Below are 18,647 nucleotides of genomic sequence, written 5' to 3' on the forward strand. Positions count from 1 at the left end.
GCCTATCTCGTGAACGAGATCCAGGAGGTCTACCGGCTCCAGGGCGTGAACATCAACGACAAGCATATCGAGGTCATCGTCAGGCAGATGCTGCAGAAGATCGAGGTCACCGAAGGTGGTGATTCCGAGCTTCTGAACGGCGAGCAGATGGACCGGCTCGAATTCCAGGAGATCAACGAGCAATTGATCGCCGAGAAGAAGAAGCCGGCCGTCGGCGTCCCCGTGCTGCTCGGGATCACCAAGGCCTCGCTGCAGACGAAGTCGTTCATCTCGGCGGCCTCGTTCCAGGAGACCACGCGCGTGCTGACGGAGGCCGCCGTGAACGGTAAGGTCGACACGCTCGAAGGCCTGAAGGAGAACGTGATCGTAGGTTCGCTCATCCCGGCCGGGACGGGCGCCATGAACACGCAGATCCGGCAGGTGGCGACGAAGCGGGACGAGCTCATCCTCGCCCAGCGCAACGCCGAGGCCCAGGCGCGGGCCTCGGAAGCGGCCGCGCATGCGGCCGCCAACGCGGCGGCGCAGATCGCCGAACTGCCCTCCGCCGCGGAGTAGTGCGATCCGCCTCCTCCGGCATTGGCCGGAGGAGGCAATCGCCCGTTTTCGGGTTGACGACCTCTGACGGGGGCCTTAGAACGCCTCCATCCACGGCAGGCCGTAAGTCTCGCGGATCGAACCGACACGGTTCGATGCATCGAACTTAGACGCTGTCGTCCTTAGCGGGTACGAGTTGGCCTCCGGGTCGACATGGGTAGCAAGACCTTTCCGGGCAGCCGGGGCGGTCCTCTGCGATTTCATCGCGGCAGAGGTTCTTCGAACCTGTGGCGCGCCTTTTCGTTTGGACGCTTCGTCTTTCGCGAACGTCATATCGAAATGAGGAGACGTGCAAACGTCTCCGTCAACGAGGGCTCGATGCCGACGATCAGCCAATTGATCAGGAAGCCGCGCACGGTGCCGGCGACCCGCAACAAGGTTCCGGCGCTGGACGCCTGCCCGCAGAAGCGCGGCGTCTGCACGCGCGTCTACACGACGACGCCGAAGAAGCCGAACTCAGCGCTCCGCAAGGTCGCGAAGGTCCGGCTCACGAACGGCTACGAGGTCATCGGCTATATCCCGGGTGAAGGTCACAACCTTCAAGAGCACTCGGTGGTCATGATCCGCGGCGGCCGCGTCAAGGATCTGCCAGGCGTGCGCTACCACATCCTGCGCGGTGTCCTCGACACTCAGGGCGTGAAGAACCGCAAGCAGCGCCGCTCCAAATACGGTGCGAAGCGGCCGAAGTAGTTCGGCCGTCATCCTCGGGTTCGTCCCGGGGATCTCGAGAATAGCAGCGCTCTTCTAGAGCGGGATGGCCGGGACAAGCCCGACCATCACAGCGAAGCGAAGACCGGAGCAGGACATGTCCCGCCGCCATAAGGCCGAAAAGCGCGAGATCATCCCGGACCCCAAGTTCGGTGATATCGTCGTGACCAAGTTCATGAACTCGATCATGTATGAGGGAAAGAAGTCGACGGCCGAGCGGATCGTCTATGGCGCTCTCGAGCTCGTCGAGGGCAGGGCCCGGGCGAACCCGATCGAGGTGTTCCGTGCGGCGCTGGACAACGTCGCTCCCGCGATCGAGGTCCGGTCCCGCCGCGTCGGCGGCGCGACCTATCAGGTGCCGGTCGAAGTCCGCCCGGAGCGCCGTCAGGCGCTCGCCATCCGTTGGCTGATCCAGGCCGCCCGGTCGCGGAACGACCGCACCATGGTGGACCGGTTGTCGGCCGAACTGCTCGATGCCGCGAACAACCGCGGCAATGCCGTCAAGAAACGCGAAGACACGCACCGGATGGCCGAGGCCAACCGCGCCTTCTCGCATTACCGCTGGTAAGGCTGAGGAAGGTCAGGAGCGAACATCATGCCCCGCACGCACGCGATCGAGGATTATCGTAACTTCGGCATCATGGCCCACATTGATGCCGGCAAGACGACGACCACCGAACGGATCCTCTACTACACCGGAAAGTCCCATAAGATCGGCGAGGTCCATGAGGGCGCCGCTACCATGGACTGGATGGAGCAGGAGCAGGAGCGCGGAATCACGATTACGTCGGCTGCGACGACCTGCTTCTGGCGCGACAAGCGCCTGAATATCATTGACACGCCCGGCCATGTCGACTTCACCATCGAGGTGGAGCGTTCGCTCCGCGTGCTCGACGGCGCTGTTTGCGTTCTCGACGGCAACCAGGGCGTCGAGCCTCAGACCGAGACTGTGTGGCGCCAGGCCGACAAGTACGACGTGCCGCGCGTCGTCTTCGTCAACAAGATGGACAAGATCGGCGCGGATTTCTTCCGTTGCGTCGCCGACATCATCGACCGTGTCGCCGGCAAGCCCGTCTGCCTTCAGCTGCCGATCGGCGCCGAGAACACTTTCCGGGGCGTCGTCGATCTCATCAAGATGAAAGGCGTGGTCTGGTCGGGCGAGGCGCTCGGCGCTGATTACGAAGAGATCGAGATCCCCGACGACCTTAAGGAACAGGCGGCGGAGTACCGGCTGAAGCTTGTGGAAGCTTGCGTCGAGATGGATGACGCGGCCATGACCGCCTATCTCGACGGCACAGAGCCGGACGACGAGACGATGCGGCGGCTCGTCCGTACTGCCGTCCAGCGGCGCGCCTTCCACCCTGTCCTGTGTGGCTCGGCCTTCAAGAACAAGGGCGTGCAGCCTCTCCTGGACGCAGTCGTCGACTTCCTGCCGTCGCCGGCGGATCGCGAGTCAATCTCCGGGATCCACCCGGACACCGAGGAGCCGATCGAGCGCCATGCGATCGACAGCGATCCGTTCTCGATGCTCGCCTTCAAGATCATGGATGATCCGTTCGTCGGTACGATCACCTTCTGCCGCGTCTATTCCGGCAAGGTTGAATCCGGCACGGGCATCCTGAACTCGACGCGCGACAAGAAGGAGCGTGTCGGCCGCATGCTTCTGATGCACGCGAACGACCGGCAGGACATCAAGGAGGCTTTCGCGGGTGACATCGTTGCGCTCGCCGGCCTCAAGGAAGTTCGGACGGGCGACACGCTCTGCGACGCGCAGAAGCCGGTCATCCTCGAGAAGATGGAATTCCCGGAACCCGTCATCGAGATCGCCGTCGAGCCGAAGTCGAAGGCGGACCAGGAGAAGCTCGGTCTCGCGCTCGCGAAGCTTGCGGCCGAGGATCCGTCTTTCCGGGTCTCGACCGACCAGGAAAGCGGCCAGACGATCCTTAAGGGGATGGGCGAACTCCATCTCGACATCAAGATCGATATCCTGCGCCGCACCTATAAGGTCGACGCGAATATCGGCGCGCCGCAGGTGGCTTATCGCGAGAAGATCACGCGCCGGGCGGAGATCGATTACACGCACAAGAAGCAGACCGGCGGCACGGGCCAGTTTGCCCGCGTCAAGCTGATCGTCGAGCCGAACGAGCCCGGCAAGGGTTTTGAGTTCGAGTCGAAGGTCATCGGCGGGTCGGTGCCGAAGGAGTATCTCCCCGGCGTCGAGAAGGGCCTGAACTCGGTGATGGGCGCCGGCATCCTGGCCGGCTTCCCGGTGGTCGACGTCAAGGTCCAGCTCGTCGACGGTGCCTACCACGAGGTCGACTCGTCGGCACTCGCCTTCGAGATCGCCTCGCGGGCGGCGATGCGGGAAGGGCTGCAGAAGGGCCATTCGGTCCTGCTCGAGCCCGTGATGAAGGTCGAGGTCGTGACGCCGGAGGATTACACCGGCGGCGTCATCGGCGACTTGAACTCGCGGCGCGGCCAGATCCAGGGTCAGGACATGCGCGGCAACGCGAATGTCGTGAACGCCATGGTGCCGCTCGCCAACATGTTCGGCTACGTGAACACGCTCCGGTCGTTCTCGCAGGGCCGGGCCACCTTCACGATGCAGTTCGACCATTACGAGGAAGTGCCGCGCGGCGAAGCTGAGAAGGTCGTCGCGAAGTACGCCTGATCAATTCACGCAGTCGGGAGCGGCAGATCGCCCCCCGGCCCAACCCGATCCGACTTAGAAGGTAGGATGCTGTCATGGCCAAGTCTAAATTCGAGCGCAACAAGCCGCATTGCAACATCGGCACCATTGGTCACGTCGACCACGGCAAGACCTCGCTGACCGCGGCGATCACCAAGGTCCTGGCCGAGTCGGGCGGCGCCACGTTCACGGCCTATGATCAGATCGACAAGGCTCCGGAAGAGAAGGCGCGCGGCATCACGATCTCGACGGCGCACGTCGAGTACGAGACGGCGAACCGGCACTACGCCCATGTCGACTGTCCTGGCCACGCCGACTACGTGAAGAACATGATCACGGGCGCGGCGCAGATGGACGGAGCGATCCTGGTCGTGTCGGCCGCCGACGGCCCGATGCCGCAGACTCGCGAGCATATCCTGCTCGCCCGTCAGGTCGGCGTGCCGGCGCTCGTCGTGTTCCTGAACAAGGTCGATCTGGTCGACGACGCCGAGCTTCTCGAACTCGTCGAGATGGAGGTGCGCGAGCTCCTCGTGAAATACGACTTTCCGGGCGACGACATCCCGATCACCAAGGGTTCGGCCAAGGTTGCGCTCGACAACGGCGACAAGGCGATCGGCCACGACGCCGTTGTCGCGCTCATGAAGACTGTCGACGAGTACATTCCGCAACCTGAGCGTCCGATTGACATGCCGTTCCTGATGCCGATCGAGGACGTGTTCTCGATCTCGGGTCGCGGCACGGTCGTGACCGGCCGCGTCGAGCGTGGCATCGTCAAGGTCGGCGAGACGGTCGAGATCGTCGGCATCCGGGCGACCCAGACGACCACGGTCACGGGCGTCGAGATGTTCCGCAAGCTGCTCGACCAGGGCCAAGCCGGCGACAATGTCGGCGTCTTGCTCCGCGGCACGAAGCGCGAGGATGTCGAGCGCGGCCAGGTCGTCTGCAAGCCGGGTTCGGTGAAGCCGCACACGAAGTTCAAGGCCGAGGCCTACATCTTGACCAAGGAAGAGGGCGGCCGCCACACCCCATTCTTCACGAACTATCGTCCCCAGTTCTACTTCCGGACCACGGACGTGACCGGCGTGTGCACGCTTCCCGAGGGCACCGAGATGGTGATGCCCGGCGACAACGTGACCATGGATGTCACGCTGATCGTGCCGATCGCCATGGAAGAGAAGCTCCGCTTCGCCATCCGCGAGGGTGGCCGGACCGTGGGCGCGGGCGTCGTGGCTTCGATCGTCGAGTAGTCACGTCGCCTTCACCCTCGGGCTTGTCCCGAGGGTTCAGTTGGACGCGAGGGCCGATTGCCCGGGACATTCCCGGGCATGACGCCGCGAGAAGATGAGATCATGAACCAGAACATCCGCATCCGGCTGAAAGCCTTCGACCACCGCGTCCTGGACGCCTCGACGCGCGAGATCGTGTCGACGGCGAAGCGGACGGGCGCTCAGGTGCGCGGGCCGATCCCGCTGCCGACCCGCATCGAGAAGTTCACGGTGTTGCGCTCGCCCCATATCGACAAGAAGTCGCGGGAGCAGTTCGAAATGCGGACCCACAAGCGGGTTCTCGATATCGTCGACCCGACCCCGCAGACGGTGGACGCCCTGATGAAGCTCGACCTCGCCGCCGGCGTCGACGTCGAAATCAAGCTCTGAGCCGTCTCGGTTCGAGCTGGCCCGAATACGCCCAAAGGACGAGACGATGCGCTCAGGCGTGATTGCACAGAAGGTCGGGATGACCCGCATCTTTACGGATGCCGGGGAGCATGTCCCCGTGACGGTGCTGAAGGTCGACAATTGCCAGGTCGTCGGCCACCGGACCATGGAGAAGAACGGCTACGTCGCGCTGCAGGTCGGCGTCGGCACTGCCAAGGTAAAGAACGTGTCCCGAGCCGAGCGCGGCCGGTTCGCGGTCGCCGAGGTTGAGCCGAAGCGGAAGCTCGCCGAGTTTCGGGTGTCCGAGGACGGGATGATCCCGGTCGGGGCCGAGATCACGGCTGACCACTTCCTGCCTGGCCAGTTCGTCGACGTGACGGGCACGACGCTCGGCAAGGGCTTCGCTGGCGGCATGAAGCGCTGGAATTTCGGCGGTCTCCGGGCCACCCACGGTGTCTCGGTCTCGCACCGCTCCATCGGCGGTACGGGCGGTCGCCAGGATCCTGGCAAGACCTTCAAGAACAAGAAGATGGCCGGCCATCTCGGTGTCGAGCGGGTCACAACCCAGAACCTTCGCGTCGTGCAGACCGATGTCGAGCGCGGTCTGATCCTGGTCGAAGGTGCCGTGCCGGGTCATGCCGGCGGCTGGATCTTCGTCCGGGACTCGGTCAAGCGGAAGGCACCTGCCGACCTGCCGATGCCGGGCAAGTTCCGGGCCCGCGGCGGCGCTGCTGCGGATAGCAGCGACGAGGACGTGGCTCCTGCCGTCTCCGAGAGCGCCGAGGAGAACGCGTCATGAAACTCGATCTCCAATCCTTCGGCGGCGAAGCATCGGGTTCGGTCGAGCTCGCGGACGAGATTTATGGTCTCGAGCCGCGTGCCGACATCCTGGCCCGCATGGTGCGCTGGCAGCTCGCCAAGCGCCGCGCCGGCACGCATGCGGTTAAGAACCGCGCCGAGATCTGGCGCACCGGCAAGAAGCTCTACAAGCAGAAGGGCTCGGGCAACGCGCGTCACGGCTCGGCACGCGTGCCGCAGTTCCGGGGCGGTGGTCGCGCCTTCGGACCGCAGGTCCGGTCGCACGAGCATGACCTGCCCAAGAAGGTAAGGGCGCTGGCGCTTCGTCATGCGCTCTCCACCAAGGCGAAGTCGCAGACCCTGATCGTCGTTGACGACGCGACGCTGGCTGAGCCGAGGACGGCCGCGCTCAAGGAGCGCTTCGGCGTGATGGGCCTTGCGAATGCGCTGATCATCTCGGGCGCCGAGGTCGACACCAATTTCGGGCTCGCTGCCCGGAACCTGCCGAATATCGACGTCCTGCCGGTCCAGGGCATCAACGTCTACGACATCCTCCGTCGCGATACGCTCGTGCTGACGAGGGCCGCGGTGAACGCGCTGGAGGCACGCTTCGCGGCGACGCCGTCCGCCAGCCAGGGAGCATAGGCATGAGCGCCGAACCGCGCCATTACGACGTGATCGTGAGCCCGGTGATCACCGAGAAGGCCACGAACCTGTCGGAGCACAACAAGGTCGTGTTCCGGGTCGCCCCGGATGCGACGAAGCCCCAGATCAAGGAGGCCGTCGAGCGGCTCTTCGAGGTCAAGGTCACGGCCGTGAACACGCTCGTGACCAAGGGCAAGGAGAAGTTCTTCCGCGGCCGCAAGGGCCGTCGCGCCGACGTCAAGAAGGCGATCGTGACGCTCGCCGAAGGCGAGTCGATCGACGTGACGACCGGGCTCTGACGGGCAGGGATCGAGGTTATGGCACTCAAGACCTTCAAGCCGATCACGCCTGGCCTTCGCCAGCTCGTGCTCGTCGACCGGAGCGAGCTCTACAAGGGCAAGCCCATCAAGAGCCTGACTGAGGGGAAACACTCCTCGGGCGGCCGCAACAACCATGGCCGGATCACGGTCCGGTTCCGTGGCGGCGGGCACAAGCAGACCTATCGCTATGTCGACTTCAAGCGGCGTGACCATGCCGGCGAGGCGGCGAGCGTGGAGCGGATCGAGTATGATCCGAACCGCACGGCTTTCATCGCGCTGGTGAAATATCCGGACGGTGATCTGTCCTACATCATCGCGCCGCAGCGGCTTTCGCCGGGCGATTCGGTGGTTGCCGGCGAGAATGTCGACATCAAGCCCGGCAATGCGATGCCCATCGGCAACATGCCGGTCGGCACCATCGTCCACAATGTCGAGACGAAGATCGGCAAGGGCGGCGCGCTCGCCCGTTCGGCCGGCAATTACGCCCAGATCGTCGGGCGCGACGTGGGCTATGTGAACCTGCGCCTGAAGTCCGGCGAGCAGCGCCTCATCCACGGCCTTTGCTACGCGACCGTGGGTGCGGTCTCCAATCCCGATCACATGAACATCTCGATCGGCAAGGCCGGTCGGAATCGGTGGCTCGGCCTGAAGCCGCATAACCGCGGCGTGACGATGAACCCGATCGACCACCCGCATGGCGGCGGCGAAGGCCGCACCTCGGGTGGCCGGCATCCTGTGACACCCTGGGGTCTTCCGACCAAGGGCAAGAAGACGCGCTCGAACAAGCGGACGGACACGTTCATCGTGGCCTCCCGTCACAAGCGCAAGAAGAAGGGCTGAGCCGGTCATGGCACGTTCGATCTGGAAGGGGCCGTTCGTCGACGGCTACCTCTTGAAGAAGGCCGATGCCGCTCGCGGCTCGACCCGCAACGAGGTGATCAAGATCTGGAGCCGTCGCTCCACGATCCTCCCGCAATTCGTGGGGCTCACCTTCGGTGTCTATAACGGTCACAAGCATATCCCCGTCTACGTGTCGGAGGAGATGGTCGGCCACAAGTTCGGCGAGTTCTCGCCGACCCGGACCTTCACGGGTCACGCGGCCGACAAGAAGGCGAAGAGGCGCTGAGATGGGCAAGTCCGCAACCCCCCGCGCGCTGCCGGAGAACGAGGCCAAGGCCGTCGCCCGGATGCTTCGCGTCTCGCCGCAGAAGCTGAACCTTCTGGCTCAGCTGATCCGGGGCAAGAAGGTCTCCGCCGCGCTTGCTGACCTGCAATTCTCGCGCAAGCGGATCTCGACCGAGGTTCGCAAATGCCTCGAGAGCGCGATCGCGAATGCCGAGAACAACCACGATCTCGACGTGGACGACCTTGTCGTGGCGCAGGCCTTCGTCGGCAAGGCGCTCGTCCTCAAGCGCTTCCATGCGCGTGCCCGCGGTCGCGGCGCCCGCATCCTGAAACCCTTCTCGAACCTGACGATCGTGGTTCGCGAAGTCCAAGCCGCTGCGGCCTGAGGTCACCATGGGTCAGAAAGTCAATCCGATCGGACTCAGGCTCGGCATCAACCGGACCTGGGATTCGCGCTGGTTCGCCGAGAAGGGCGATTACGCGAAGCTGCTGCACGAGGACGTGGCCGTCCGGGCCATGCTCACGAAGCAGTTGAAGCAGGCGGCGGTCTCGAAGATCGTGATCGAGCGGCCGCACCGGAAATGCCGGGTCACGATCCACTCGGCCAGGCCGGGAGTCGTGATCGGCAAGAAGGGCGCCGATATCGACAAGCTCAGGAAGCTCGTCGGCCAGATGACCAAGGCCGAGGTCACGATCAACATCGTCGAGGTGCGCAAGCCCGAGGTCGACGCCATGCTGGTCGCGGATTCGATCGCCCAGCAGCTCGAGCGTCGCGTGGCCTTCCGGCGCGCGATGAAGCGGGCCGTGCAGTCGGCGATGCGGCTCGGCGCTCAGGGCATCCGGATCAACTGTTCCGGCCGGCTCGGCGGGGCGGAGATCGCCCGCATGGAATGGTACCGCGAAGGTCGCGTGCCCCTGCATACCCTGCGGGCGGACGTGGATTACGGGGTCGCGACGGCGTTCACGACCTACGGCACCTGCGGCATCAAGGTGTGGATCTGCAAGGGCGAGATCCTCGAACACGACCCGATGGCACAGGACAAGCGGATGAACGAGGAGGCCGGCGCACGGTCGACCGGTCGCCGCTCGGCCGAGCAGGCGGCCTAGGGCCGCCCGCAGAGCAACAGGTAGATTGTCATGCTGCAACCCAAGAAGACGAAGTTCCGCAAGCAGTTCAAGGGCCGCATCCACGGCACCGCGAAGGGCGGGACGGACTTGAATTTCGGTCAGTACGGGCTCAAGTGCCTGGAGCCGGAGCGCGTCAATGCGCGTGAGATCGAGGCGGCTCGCCGCGCGATCACCCGCGAGATGAAGCGGATGGGCCGGGTGTGGATCCGGATCTTCCCGGACGTTCCGGTGTCGTCGAAGCCGACCGAAGTCCGTATGGGCAAGGGCAAGGGCGCGCCGGAATTCTGGGCGGCGCGTGTGAAGCCCGGCCGTATCATGTTCGAGATCGACGGCGTCTCCGAGGACATCGCCCGCGAGGCGCTTCGCCTTGGAGCCGCAAAGCTGTCGGTGCGCACGCGTTTCGTGCAGCGCATCGCGGAGTAGGAGCCATGAAGTCCAAAGCCCGTTTCGACGACCTGGTCCGGCTGTCCGCCGATCAGCTGCAGGACGAACTCCTCGCCCTGAAGAAGGAGCAGTTCAACCTGCGCTTCCAGCGGGCGACGGGTCAGCTCGAGAATACCTCGCGTGTCCGCATCGTCCGCCGCGACATCGCCCGCATCAAGACGCTGCAGAGTCGGCAGCGCGTCGCGGCCCAGTCTGAGCCCAAGGCTCAGGCGGCCAGCGCCTGAGGAGACAGACTATGCCGAAGCGTGTATTGCAGGGACTCGTCGTCAGCGACAAGACGGACAAGACCATCGTGGTCAAGGTGGAGCGGCGCTTCACCCATCCCGTCCTGAAGAAGACGGTTCGCCGGACAAAGAACTACCACGCCCACGACGAGAACAACGTGGCGAAGACGGGCCAGATCGTGCAAATCCAGGAATCCCGTCCTTATTCGAAGACGAAGACCTGGAAGCTCGTCGAGGCAGGCGCTCCCGAGGGCGACGAGCCTGGCGGCATCCTGTCGGGTGTGGCCGAGACGGTCGGCGGCGTCGTCGACCGGGTCAAGGCGGCGGTCGGGCTCTCGTAGCCCAGATCGTACAAGAAACCTCGGGTCTCGCGGTTGGCGAGCCCCGGCAGACGCTGAAGTGAACTTGGGGACTTCAGATCCCCGTCAGGCGCAGTCCGGTCCGAGATGGACAGGAAACCGTCTGAGACAGAGAGAGGTTCAAGGTCATGATCCAGATGCAGACAAATCTGGACGTCGCCGACAATTCCGGCGCCCGTCGCGTGATGTGCATCAAGGTGTTGGGCGGGTCGAAGCGGAAATATGCCGGCGTCGGCGACATCATCGTGGTCTCCGTCAAGGAGGCCATCCCGCGCGGCCGCGTCAAGAAGGGCGACGTCATGAAGGCGGTCGTCGTTCGCACCGCCAAGGATATCAAGCGCCCGGACGGCTCGGTGATCCGTTTTGACAAGAATGCGGCCGTCCTGATCAACAATCAGAAGGAGCCGGTCGGCACCCGTATCTTCGGTCCCGTGCCGCGCGAGCTCCGCGCCCGGAACCACATGAAGATCATCTCCCTGGCTCCGGAGGTGCTGTGATGTCGGCAAAGATCAAGAAGGGCGACAAGGTCGTCGTCCTGACGGGACGTGACCGCGGTCGCACCGGGGAGGTCCTTCGGGTCATTCCGACGGACGGCCGCGCCACCGTCCGGGGCGTCAACATCGTCAAGAAGCACCAGAAGCAGACAATGAACCAGGAGGGCGGGATCATCTCCAAGGAGGCGACGATCCACCTCTCGAATTTGGCCATCGCCGACCCCAAGGATGGCAAGCCGACCCGGGTCGGCTTCCGCACACTCGATGATGGCCGCAAGGTCAGGTTCGCCAAGCGTTCCGGAGATCCGATCGATGGCTAAGGCACCCAAGGCCTCCGCAGAGGCCCAGGCGGCACCCGAGGGCAGCAACGGTTCTGACGTGCCGGCCGATTACGTCCCGCGCATGCGCAAGCTCTTCGATGAAGAGGTGCGAGCGAAGCTGACCGAGGAATTCGGCTACACGAACCCGATGCAGGTTCCGCAGATCACGAAGATCGTGCTGAACATGGGCGTCGGGGAATCGACGGCGGATTCGAAGAAGGCCTCGGTCGCGGCCGCCGACCTCGCGCTGATCGCCGGTCAGAAGCCGGTGATCACCCGGGCCCGCAAGGCGATCGCGACCTTCAAGGTTCGCGAGAACATGCCGATCGGCGCCAAGGTGACGCTCCGCAAGGCTCGCATGTACGAGTTTCTCGACCGTCTCGTGACCGTGGCTCTGCCCCGCGTCCGGGACTTCCGGGGCCTGAACCCGCGGTCGTTCGACGGTCACGGCAATTATGCGCTCGGCATCAAGGAGCACCTTGTGTTCCCCGAGATCAACTATGACAAGGCCGAGCAGATCTGGGGTATGGACGTCGTCATCGCGACGTCCGCCCGGACCGACGACGAGGCGCGTGCGCTCCTCAAGCATTTCAACTTCCCGTTCCGGCAGTGACGCCCGCTTAATCGGCGAACGTCAGACGCGGACACTGGAGATCATCGAGACATGGCAAAGAAAAGTTCGATCGAGAAGAACAAGCGGCGGCGCAAGATGGTCGCGGCTTACGCGCCCAAGCGCAAGCTGCTTGGAGAGACGGCGAACGACCAGTCGCTGTCCATGGAAGAGCGGTTCGAGGCGCGGATCAAGCTGGCCGAGCTGCCGCGCAACTCCGCTCCGACCCGCATCCGCAACCGCTGCGAGATGACCGGCCGTCCGCGCGCCTTCTACCGCAAGCTCGGGATGTCGCGCATCGCCCTTCGGGAACTCGGGTCGCAAGGCCTGATCCCCGGCCTCGTCAAGTCGAGCTGGTAGGGAGGACGAGCGATGTCGATGAACGATCCTCTCGGCGATATGCTGACCCGTATCCGCAACGCGCAGATGCGCAAGCGGAGTTCCGTCATGACTCCCGGTTCGAAGCTCAGGGCCCGCGTGCTCGACGTGCTGAAGGCCGAGGGCTACATACGCGATTATGGCACGACCGACTACGGCAACGGCCGTTCGGAATTCGTGATCGAGCTGAAATACTACGAAGGCGACCCGGTCATCCGGCGCATCTCGCGGGTGTCGAAGCCTGGTCGTCGCGTCTACGCCTCGGTCGATGCGCTGCCGCATGTCGCCGACGGCCTCGGGATCACGATCGTGTCCACGCCGCAGGGCGTGATGGCCGATCACGAAGCCCGGGACAAGAATGTCGGCGGCGAAGTGCTCTGCCAGGTCTTCTGACCGGCAGCCCCGCATATAGATCAGGAGGCGAGGATGTCTCGCGTTGGTAAGAAACCGGTCGCCGTGCCGTCGGGTGTGACGGCGAGCGTCGACGGGCAGGTCGTGACCGTCAAGGGGACGAAGGGCGAGCTCTTCTTCCGGGTCCCGGAGGAGGTGACGGTCGCCATGAACGACGGCGCCGTGACGGTGACGCCCCGAGACCAGTCGAAGGCTGCGCGCTCGCGTTGGGGCATGTCCCGGGCACAGGTGGCGAATCTGGTCGAGGGCGTGTCGAAGGGGTTCGAGAAGAAGCTCGAGATCAACGGCGTCGGCTACCGGGCGGCCCTGGCCGGCAAGGTGCTGAAGCTGTCGCTCGGTTACAGCCACGACATCGATTACGAGATCCCGTCCGGGATCACGATCACGGTGCCCCGTCCGACGGAGGTCATCGTGGCCGGGATCGACCGGCAGAAGGTCGGTCAGACGGCTGCCGAGATTCGCGATTATCGCGGTCCCGAGCCCTACAAGGGCAAGGGCGTGAAATACGCGGGCGAGTTCATCTTCCGCAAGGAAGGCAAGAAGAAGTAGGTTGGCGCATCATGGCTGAGAAAAAGGGCGCTGAAGACCGCCGCAAGGCGCGTGTCCGACGCGCGATCCGCAAGGTCGCGAATGGTCGGCCCCGCCTGTCGGTGTTCCGGTCGTCGAAGCAGATCTACGCCCAGGTGATCGACGACGCGAACGGCCGCACGGTCGCAGCCGCGTCGAGCCTGGAGAAGGATCTGAAGGGGTCGCTGAAGACCGGCGCTGACGTTGCAGCGGCGAAGGAAGTGGGCCGGCTCGTCGCCGAGCGCGCCTCTGCGGCGGGGATCACCCGGGTCGTGTTCGACCGTTCGGGTTACATCTATCACGGTCGGGTCAAGGCCCTGGCTGACGCTGCCCGCGAGGGCGGTCTCGAATTCTGACGGCGGACAGTCGAAACACACGTCAAAGCGAGCGGGCCGCCGCCTGCGCACAAGTTCAGACGGGATAGATCATGGCAAGAGAACCTCATTCCGGCGGCGGTGGCCGGCCGAACCGCGACCGGCGCGACAATCGTGAAGAGCGCGACAGCGAGTTCGTCGACAAGCTCGTCCACATCAACCGCGTCGCCAAGGTGGTGAAGGGTGGCCGTCGCTTCGGTTTCGCGGCGCTCGTCGTCGTCGGCGATCAGAAGGGCCGCGTCGGCTTCGGTCACGGCAAGGCGCGTGAGGTTCCCGAGGCGATCCGGAAGGCCACCGAGGCCGCCAAGCGCGGACTGGTCCGCGTCGCCCTCCGGGAAGGCCGCACGCTCCATCACGACGTCAACGGACGCCACGGCGCCGGCAAGGTCATCCTCCGGGCCGCGCCGCAGGGCACCGGCATCATCGCCGGCGGTCCGATGCGCGCCGTCTTCGAGACGCTTGGCATGCAGGACGTCGTCGCGAAGTCTCTCGGCTCCTCGAACCCCTACAACCTCGTCCGGGCGACCTTCGACGCCCTGAAGAACGAGGATAGCCCGCGGGCGGTCGCCGCCCGACGCGGCATCAAGGTCTCCACCCTCCAGTCCCGCCGCCGTCACGCCGATCTGTCGGACGGCGCCGGCGCCGATTCGTGAGGAGGGCGGTCATGGCTGACACCACCACCACGAATGGCGGGACCGTCACGGTCGAGCAGATCGGTTCGCCCATCCGCCGGCAGGGCAACCAGCGCCAGACCCTCATCGGTCTCGGCCTGAACCGCTTGCACCGCCGCTCCACGCTTCCCGACAATTCCGCGACTCGCGGCATGATCGAGACCGTGAAGCATCTCGTTCGCGTCGTCGACGCACCCGAGGGGAGGGCGTGATGAAGCTCAACGAAATCCGCGACAACGAAGGCGCGACCAAGAACCGGATGCGGGTTGGACGCGGCATCGGTTCCGGCAAGGGCAAGACGGGCGGGCGCGGCGTCAAGGGTCAGAAGGCCCGGACCGGCGTCGCCATCAAGGGCTTCGAGGGCGGTCAGATGCCGCTCCATCGTCGCCTGCCCAAGCGCGGCTTCACGCCGCCGAATGCCAAGGATTATAATGAGGTCAACCTCGGCCGAATCCAGGTCGCGATCGATGCCGGCAAGCTGGATACCGGTGCGACTGTGACGGTCGAGTCGCTCGTGGCGGCCGGCGTCGTCTCCAAGCCGCGCGACGGCGTGCGAATCCTCGGCAACGGCGAACTTACCACGAAGCTCGTCTTCGAGGTGGCCGGAGCGTCCCGGTCGGCCGCCGAGGCGATCGCCCGGGCCGGTGGGTCCATCACCATGCTGGCCGGTGGCGTCACCGAAGCCTCCGCTCCCGAGGCGACGGCGTAAGGTCGCGCTCGTCCGGGGTGTGAGAACCGCCTCCGGGATCGTACTTTGATACTCGCCGGCCATGAGGCCCTTCGGGCCTTGTGACCGGCAGCCGCCTCTCGGCGGCGTTTCGGGACAGCACGATGGCATCCGCAGCCGAGCAACTCGCCTCCAACCTCAATTTCGGTGCCATCGGCAAGGCCGAGGAACTGAAGAAGAGGATTTGGTTCACGCTCGGCGCGCTGCTCGTGTTCCGGCTTGGCACCTATATCCCGCTGCCCGGCATCGACACCGAGGCGCTTCGGCAGAGCTTCCAGGCGGCGTCCGGGGGCGTGCTCGGGCTGTTCAACATGTTTTCCGGCGGCGCCGTCGAGCGCATGGCCATCTTCGCGCTGAACATCATGCCGTATATCTCGGCATCGATCATCGTCCAGCTTCTCACTTCCGTCGTGCCGACCCTCGAAGCCTTGAAGAAGGAGGGGGAATCCGGCCGCAAGGTGATCAACCAGTATACGCGCTACATCACCGTCGTCTTGGCCGTATTCCAGTCCTGGGGCATAGCGGTCGGCCTGCAATCCTCCGGCAACATCGTCCAGGAGCCCGGACCGTTCTTCCTCATCTCGACGGTGATCTCGCTCACGGGCGGGACCATGTTCCTGATGTGGCTCGGCGAGCAGATCACCAGCCGGGGCATCGGCAACGGCTCCTCGCTCATCATTTTCGCCGGCATCGTGGCGCATCTGCCGTCCGCGATCGCCGGAACGCTGGAACTCGGCCGCCAGGGGGCGATCTCGACGCTCGTCATCCTGGCCGTCGTCGTGATGGCGGTCGTCGTCACGGCCTTCATCGTCTTCATGGAGCGGGCGCAGCGCCGGCTCCTGATCAATTACCCGAAGCGGCAGGTCGGCAACCGGATGTATGAGGGGCAGACCTCGTTCCTGCCGCTGAAGCTCAACACTTCGGGCGTGATCCCGCCGATTTTCGCCTCCTCCCTTCTGCTGCTGCCGGCGACCTTCGCGAGCTTCTCTGGCGACCAGACCGGGTCCGGCTGGGTGCAGACGCTGTCCGCGTTCCTTGGCCACGGCCGACCCGCCTACATCTTCCTCTACGCCGCCCTGATCATCTTCTTCGCCTTCTTCTACACAGCGATCGTGTTCAATCCGCAGGAGACGGCCGACAACCTCAAGAAGCATGGCGGCTTCATTCCGGGCATCCGGCCCGGCGAGCGCACGGCCGAGCAGATCGATTATGTGCTGACGAGAGTGACGGTGATCGGGGCCGCGTATCTCACGATTATCTGCCTGCTGCCCGAGTTGCTGATTTCATACGCCGCGCTGCCCTTCTATTTCGGCGGCACTTCGCTTCTGATCGTCGTGTCTGTCACCATGGACACGGTGGCGCAGGTGCATGGGCATCTGCTCGCCCACCAGTATGAAGGCCTCGTCAAGAAGGCCAAGTTGCGCGGCGCACGCCGGCGCTAGTCGGCACGGCGGCCAGAACGGTCGCGCTCGAGGGGTGAGGTTACATGAGGCTGATCCTTCTCGGGCCGCCGGGAGCGGGGAAGGGCACGCAATCGGCGCGGATCGTCGAACGGCTCGGAATCCCGCAACTCTCGACGGGCGACATGTTGCGCGCCGCCGTCGCGGCCGGCACGCCCGTCGGCGTCATGGCGAAGGACGTCATGGCGCGCGGCGAGCTCGTCTCGGACGCGCTCGTCATCGGTATCGTGGCGGACCGCATCGAACAGGCCGATGCCGCGCGGGGTTTCATTCTCGATGGCTTTCCTCGAACTGTTCCGCAGGCGGAAGCACTCGACCATATGCTGGCCGAGAAGGGCATGCGGCTTGATGCCGTGATTGAGCTAAAGGTGGACGAGAAGGCACTGGTCGCCCGAATCGCCAAGCGCGCGGCCGAGACGGCATCCCGCGGCGAGCCCGTCCGCAAGGACGACAATCCGGAAGCCTTCCAGATCCGGCTCTCCGCCTATCGTGAGCAGACCTCGCCTCTCTCGGAATACTATCGCGGACGCGGGCTGTTGCGCGTCACCGACGGAATGGCCCCGATCGACACCGTTACGGCCGACATTACCCGCCTCCTGGGAGCGGAAGTGGCTTGACGCTCTCCACGGCTGCGGCAAACTGACGTGAGAACGTCAGGGTTGCGTGGCCATGGTGCGTGCGTGTGCGGTCGCTCTCGCGATCCTAGGACTGCAGGGCTGCCAGGCGACGCCGATCAGGTCCGAGTTCGATCCGGCCCAGGCTGAATTCGCGCTCAAGAAGGGCAAGGGCCGCATCGACGGCCAGGCTTTCCTCCGGCGGGATTACGGCAGGCTCGTCACGGCGGCGGGCGAGCGGGTCTTTCTCATTCCGGCCACCAGCTACACGGTAGAGCGCTTCAACAGCATGTTCGGCGGTGACATGCGCTCCTATTTCGGCAACGCCGTCGAGAACCCGCCGGAGGGCTATTACCGGTACCGCCGCGAGACGAAGGCGGACATGCGGGGCAAGTTCGCCTTCGAGGAGCTTGCGCCCGGGCGCTACATCGTGGCCACCCGCGTGTTCTGGACGGAGCCGAGCTCGTATCTCACCCGCGGGGGCGCGATCTACGACATCGTCGAGGTCAAGAACGACGAGACGACGGAAGCCATCATCTCGGGTAAGTAGCGCCTGGGCCTAGTCGAAGCCCAGAAACGTCGTGAAGTCCCGGGCCGGAACGCGGGCTGTCACGAGCCCGTTCTCCGGGGCGTCGGGGTCCTCGTGGCCCAGCGCCATCCCGCAGACGACGACTTCGTCCTCCGGAATGGGAACATGCTGCCGGATAGTGCCGTGAAACGGCGCGAAGGCCGCCTGGGCGCAGGTCTCGAGCCCGTGCGCACGGGCCACGATCATGATGTTCTCGAGGAACATGCCGTAATCGAGCCAGCTCCCGATCTTCAGGTCGCGGTGGATCGTAAAGATCAGGCCGACTGGAGCGTCGAAGAAGTCGAGGTTGCGGGCGTGCTGGGCATGCATGCGGGCGTGATCGCCGCGACCGATCCCGAGCAGGCCGTAGAGGTCGAACCCGACCTTTCGGCGGCGTGCGATATAGGGCTCGAAGAGCGGCACGGGATAGTAATCGTATTCGCTCACCCGCCCGGCCGAGGGCTCCTCGTCGTGCGCTCGCCGCAGGGCGCCGGCCAGAGCCGACTGCTGCGGGCCGGCTAAGGCGTAGACGCGCCACGGCTGCATGTTGGTTCCGCTCGGCGCCCGCGCCGCGATGTCGAGGAGATGCTCGACCAAGGCGGCCGGCACCGGATCGGGCCTGAATGCCCGGACGCTGCGGCGACCGGCGATCAGGGCCTCCACGGCGGCGGCCTCCGCCGAAGCGGCCCCCTCATGGCCCGACGTCGGACGGCCGAGTGCCGCGCCACCTGAACCCTCGTCGTGCATCGGGAAGAGTACCTTCG

At 65.0% G+C, this 18,647-nt stretch carries 28 protein-coding genes and 2 pseudogenes; 29 read left to right on the plus strand and 1 reads right to left on the minus strand.

Features of this window, described 5'->3' with window-relative positions:
* The 29 genes and pseudogenes from ACFE87_RS03270 to ACFE87_RS03410 all read left to right on the plus strand — a co-directional run.
* Positions 1 to 555: pseudogene (locus ACFE87_RS03270) on the plus strand (DNA-directed RNA polymerase subunit beta'); the annotation flags it as partial.
* A 357-nt stretch (positions 556 to 912) separates the two neighbouring features.
* Positions 913 to 1,284 carry a 30S ribosomal protein S12 gene (rpsL, locus tag ACFE87_RS03275; RefSeq protein ID WP_375458186.1) on the plus strand — a complete coding sequence of 124 codons (372 nt, stop codon included), beginning with the start codon at positions 913 to 915 and terminating at the stop codon, positions 1,282 to 1,284.
* Positions 1,285 to 1,399: 115 nt separating this feature from the next.
* The gene (gene rpsG, locus ACFE87_RS03280; RefSeq protein WP_375458187.1) at positions 1,400 to 1,870 is read left to right on the plus strand and encodes a 30S ribosomal protein S7; all 471 of its coding nucleotides are present in this window, start codon (positions 1,400 to 1,402) and stop codon (positions 1,868 to 1,870) included.
* A gap of 27 nt (positions 1,871 to 1,897) precedes the next feature.
* The gene (gene fusA, locus ACFE87_RS03285; RefSeq protein ID WP_375458188.1) at positions 1,898 to 3,973 is read left to right on the plus strand and encodes an elongation factor G; all 2,076 of its coding nucleotides are present in this window, start codon (positions 1,898 to 1,900) and stop codon (positions 3,971 to 3,973) included.
* A gap of 74 nt (positions 3,974 to 4,047) precedes the next feature.
* A complete protein-coding gene (gene tuf, locus ACFE87_RS03290; protein WP_375458189.1) occupies positions 4,048 to 5,238 on the plus strand; it encodes an elongation factor Tu in 1,191 nt (396 codons plus the stop codon).
* Between the two features lie 99 nt (positions 5,239 to 5,337).
* Positions 5,338 to 5,646, plus strand: a complete 309-nt coding sequence (rpsJ, locus tag ACFE87_RS03295; protein WP_375458350.1) for a 30S ribosomal protein S10 — start codon at positions 5,338 to 5,340, stop codon at positions 5,644 to 5,646.
* A 46-nt stretch (positions 5,647 to 5,692) separates the two neighbouring features.
* Complete coding sequence (rplC, locus tag ACFE87_RS03300; protein WP_375458190.1) at positions 5,693 to 6,445, plus strand: 50S ribosomal protein L3; 753 nt, start codon at positions 5,693 to 5,695, stop codon at positions 6,443 to 6,445.
* Positions 6,442 to 7,089, plus strand: a complete 648-nt coding sequence (gene rplD, locus ACFE87_RS03305; RefSeq protein ID WP_375458191.1) for a 50S ribosomal protein L4 — start codon at positions 6,442 to 6,444, stop codon at positions 7,087 to 7,089. The genes rplC and rplD overlap by 4 nt, the downstream gene beginning before the upstream one ends.
* A 2-nt stretch (positions 7,090 to 7,091) precedes the next feature.
* Positions 7,092 to 7,388 carry a 50S ribosomal protein L23 gene (locus ACFE87_RS03310; protein WP_375458192.1) on the plus strand — a complete coding sequence of 99 codons (297 nt, stop codon included), beginning with the start codon at positions 7,092 to 7,094 and terminating at the stop codon, positions 7,386 to 7,388.
* Between the two features lie 18 nt (positions 7,389 to 7,406).
* Complete coding sequence (gene rplB, locus ACFE87_RS03315) at positions 7,407 to 8,249, plus strand: 50S ribosomal protein L2 (RefSeq protein ID WP_375458193.1); 843 nt, start codon at positions 7,407 to 7,409, stop codon at positions 8,247 to 8,249.
* Positions 8,250 to 8,256: 7 nt separating this feature from the next.
* Positions 8,257 to 8,535 (plus strand): 30S ribosomal protein S19, encoded by a 279-nt coding sequence (rpsS, locus tag ACFE87_RS03320; RefSeq protein ID WP_375458194.1) that lies wholly within the window; start codon positions 8,257 to 8,259, stop codon positions 8,533 to 8,535.
* Between the two features lies 1 nt (position 8,536).
* Entirely contained in the window at positions 8,537 to 8,920 is a 384-nt protein-coding gene (gene rplV / locus ACFE87_RS03325) for a 50S ribosomal protein L22 (RefSeq protein WP_375458195.1), read from the plus strand.
* Positions 8,921 to 8,927: 7 nt separating this feature from the next.
* Positions 8,928 to 9,641, plus strand: a complete 714-nt coding sequence (gene rpsC, locus ACFE87_RS03330) for a 30S ribosomal protein S3 (protein WP_375458196.1) — start codon at positions 8,928 to 8,930, stop codon at positions 9,639 to 9,641.
* A gap of 30 nt (positions 9,642 to 9,671) precedes the next feature.
* A complete protein-coding gene (gene rplP / locus ACFE87_RS03335; RefSeq protein ID WP_375458197.1) occupies positions 9,672 to 10,085 on the plus strand; it encodes a 50S ribosomal protein L16 in 414 nt (137 codons plus the stop codon).
* Between the two features lie 5 nt (positions 10,086 to 10,090).
* Positions 10,091 to 10,330, plus strand: coding sequence for a 50S ribosomal protein L29 (gene rpmC, locus ACFE87_RS03340; RefSeq protein WP_375458198.1), 240 nt, complete (start codon positions 10,091 to 10,093; stop codon positions 10,328 to 10,330).
* Positions 10,331 to 10,341: 11 nt separating this feature from the next.
* Positions 10,342 to 10,596: pseudogene (rpsQ, locus tag ACFE87_RS03345) on the plus strand (30S ribosomal protein S17); the annotation flags it as partial.
* Positions 10,597 to 10,817: 221 nt separating this feature from the next.
* Positions 10,818 to 11,186 (plus strand): 50S ribosomal protein L14, encoded by a 369-nt coding sequence (gene rplN / locus ACFE87_RS03350; RefSeq protein ID WP_375458199.1) that lies wholly within the window; start codon positions 10,818 to 10,820, stop codon positions 11,184 to 11,186.
* Positions 11,186 to 11,503 (plus strand): 50S ribosomal protein L24, encoded by a 318-nt coding sequence (gene rplX, locus ACFE87_RS03355; protein ID WP_375458200.1) that lies wholly within the window; start codon positions 11,186 to 11,188, stop codon positions 11,501 to 11,503. Before rplN ends, rplX begins: the two co-directional genes overlap by 1 nt.
* Before the next feature lie 82 nt (positions 11,504 to 11,585).
* Positions 11,586 to 12,116: a 50S ribosomal protein L5 gene (gene rplE, locus ACFE87_RS03360; protein ID WP_375458351.1), complete on the plus strand. Its 531-nt coding sequence runs from the start codon at positions 11,586 to 11,588 to the stop codon at positions 12,114 to 12,116.
* A gap of 51 nt (positions 12,117 to 12,167) precedes the next feature.
* Positions 12,168 to 12,473 (plus strand): 30S ribosomal protein S14, encoded by a 306-nt coding sequence (rpsN, locus tag ACFE87_RS03365; protein WP_375458201.1) that lies wholly within the window; start codon positions 12,168 to 12,170, stop codon positions 12,471 to 12,473.
* 12 nt (positions 12,474 to 12,485) lie between these two features.
* Positions 12,486 to 12,884, plus strand: a complete 399-nt coding sequence (gene rpsH / locus ACFE87_RS03370; protein WP_375458202.1) for a 30S ribosomal protein S8 — start codon at positions 12,486 to 12,488, stop codon at positions 12,882 to 12,884.
* A gap of 33 nt (positions 12,885 to 12,917) precedes the next feature.
* Positions 12,918 to 13,451, plus strand: a complete 534-nt coding sequence (rplF, locus tag ACFE87_RS03375) for a 50S ribosomal protein L6 (RefSeq protein WP_375458203.1) — start codon at positions 12,918 to 12,920, stop codon at positions 13,449 to 13,451.
* Between the two features lie 11 nt (positions 13,452 to 13,462).
* Complete coding sequence (rplR, locus tag ACFE87_RS03380; protein ID WP_375458204.1) at positions 13,463 to 13,825, plus strand: 50S ribosomal protein L18; 363 nt, start codon at positions 13,463 to 13,465, stop codon at positions 13,823 to 13,825.
* 71 nt (positions 13,826 to 13,896) lie between these two features.
* Positions 13,897 to 14,496, plus strand: coding sequence for a 30S ribosomal protein S5 (gene rpsE, locus ACFE87_RS03385; RefSeq protein ID WP_375458205.1), 600 nt, complete (start codon positions 13,897 to 13,899; stop codon positions 14,494 to 14,496).
* Positions 14,497 to 14,507: 11 nt separating this feature from the next.
* Complete coding sequence (gene rpmD / locus ACFE87_RS03390) at positions 14,508 to 14,726, plus strand: 50S ribosomal protein L30 (RefSeq protein WP_375458206.1); 219 nt, start codon at positions 14,508 to 14,510, stop codon at positions 14,724 to 14,726.
* Positions 14,726 to 15,223 carry a 50S ribosomal protein L15 gene (gene rplO / locus ACFE87_RS03395; RefSeq protein WP_375458207.1) on the plus strand — a complete coding sequence of 166 codons (498 nt, stop codon included), beginning with the start codon at positions 14,726 to 14,728 and terminating at the stop codon, positions 15,221 to 15,223. Before rpmD ends, rplO begins: the two co-directional genes overlap by 1 nt.
* A 122-nt stretch (positions 15,224 to 15,345) precedes the next feature.
* Complete coding sequence (gene secY / locus ACFE87_RS03400; RefSeq protein ID WP_375458208.1) at positions 15,346 to 16,683, plus strand: preprotein translocase subunit SecY; 1,338 nt, start codon at positions 15,346 to 15,348, stop codon at positions 16,681 to 16,683.
* Positions 16,684 to 16,727: 44 nt separating this feature from the next.
* Positions 16,728 to 17,318 (plus strand): adenylate kinase, encoded by a 591-nt coding sequence (locus ACFE87_RS03405; RefSeq protein ID WP_375458209.1) that lies wholly within the window; start codon positions 16,728 to 16,730, stop codon positions 17,316 to 17,318.
* A 52-nt stretch (positions 17,319 to 17,370) separates the two neighbouring features.
* Positions 17,371 to 17,865 (plus strand): carboxypeptidase regulatory-like domain-containing protein, encoded by a 495-nt coding sequence (locus ACFE87_RS03410; RefSeq protein WP_375458210.1) that lies wholly within the window; start codon positions 17,371 to 17,373, stop codon positions 17,863 to 17,865.
* 9 nt (positions 17,866 to 17,874) lie between these two features.
* Here the strand turns inward: ACFE87_RS03410 and ACFE87_RS03415 are convergent, their stop codons facing one another.
* Positions 17,875 to 18,546 (minus strand): nitroreductase, encoded by a 672-nt coding sequence (locus tag ACFE87_RS03415; protein ID WP_375458211.1) that lies wholly within the window; start codon positions 18,544 to 18,546, stop codon positions 17,875 to 17,877.
* Positions 18,547 to 18,647 lie beyond the last annotated feature (101 nt).

It is taken from the genome of uncultured Enterovirga sp. (genome assembly GCF_964242715.1).
In the GTDB taxonomy this organism is placed as follows: Bacteria; Pseudomonadota; Alphaproteobacteria; order Rhizobiales; family Beijerinckiaceae; genus Enterovirga.